Annotated in this window: 1 rRNA gene; it reads left to right on the top strand. The window is 50.9% G+C overall.

From position 1 onward, the window contains the following. Positions 1–1,367, top strand: a 23S ribosomal RNA gene (locus Q4567_RS22170); the annotation flags it as partial. Positions 1,368–1,423 lie beyond the last annotated feature (56 nt).

Genomic DNA, 1,423 nt, shown 5'->3' with positions numbered 1-1,423 from the left:
AAGGTGACGAAGTTGTTGATGCCATGCTTCCAGGAAAATCCTCTAAACTTATGGTATATCGAACCGTACCCCAAACCGACACAGGTGGTCAGGTAGAGAATACTAAGGCGCTTGAGAGAACTCGGGTGAAGGAACTCGGCAAAATCGTACCGTAACTTCGGGAGAAGGTACGCCCTTGTTTGTGATGGAACTTGCTTCCTAAGCGAACGAGGGCCGCAGTGAAAAGGTGGCTGGAACTGTTTATTAAAAACACAGCACTGTGCTAAATCGAAAGATGACGTATACGGTGTGACGCCTGCCCGGTGCCGGAAGGTTAATTGATGGGGTTAGCGCAAGCGAAGCTCTTGATCGAAGCCCCGGTAAACGGCGGCCGTAACTATAACGGTCCTAAGGTAGCGAAATTCCTTGTCGGGTAAGTTCCGACCTGCACGAATGGCGTAATCATGGCCACGCTGTCTCCACCCGAGACTCAGTGAAATTGAAATCGCAGTGAAGATGCTGTGTACCCGCACCTAGACGGAAAGACCCCGTGAACCTTTACTACAGCTTGGCACTGAACATTGAATCTACATGTGTAGAATAGGTGGGAGGCTTTGAAGCACAGTCGCTAGATTGTGTGGAGCCGCCTTTGAAATACCACCCTTGTATATTTGATGTTCTAACATTGGTCCCTTATCGGGATTGTGGACAGTGTCTGGTGGGTAGTTTGACTGGGGCGGTCTCCTCCCAAAGAGTAACGGAGGAGCACGAAGGTTAGCTAATCACGGTCGGACATCGTGAGGTTAGTGCAATGGCATAAGCTAGCTTAACTGCGAGACAGACACGTCGAGCAGGTACGAAAGTAGGTCATAGTGATCCGGTGGTTCTGTATGGAAGGGCCATCGCTCAACGGATAAAAGGTACTCCGGGGATAACAGGCTGATACCGCCCAAGAGTTCATATCGACGGCGGTGTTTGGCACCTCGATGTCGGCTCATCACATCCTGGGGCTGAAGTCGGTCCCAAGGGTATGGCTGTTCGCCATTTAAAGTGGTACGCGAGCTGGGTTTAGAACGTCGTGAGACAGTTCGGTCCCTATCTGGTGTGGGCGTTGGATGATTGAGGGGAGCTGCTCCTAGTACGAGAGGACCGGAGTGGACGAACCGCTGGTGTTCGGGTTGTCATGCCAATGGCATTGCCCGGTAGCTACGTTCGGAATCGATAACCGCTGAAAGCATCTAAGCGGGAAGCGAGCCCCAAGATGAGTCATCCCTGACAGTTTAACTGTCCTAAAGGGTTGTTGAAGACTACGACGTAGATAGGCAGGATGTGGAAGCGTTGTGAGGCGTTAAGCTAACCTGTACTAATTGCCCGTGAGGCTTAACCATACAACGCCCAAATGTCTTCGTAAGAAGCATGGTGTTGTAAGAGTGACAAGACAACA

Source organism: Aliiglaciecola sp. 2_MG-2023, assembly GCF_030548145.1.
GTDB classification, from domain to species: Bacteria; Pseudomonadota; Gammaproteobacteria; order Enterobacterales; family Alteromonadaceae; genus Aliiglaciecola; species Aliiglaciecola lipolytica_A.
Note: the sequence above shows the minus strand (reverse complement) of the source record. Positions and strands in the feature narration are given on the sequence as shown.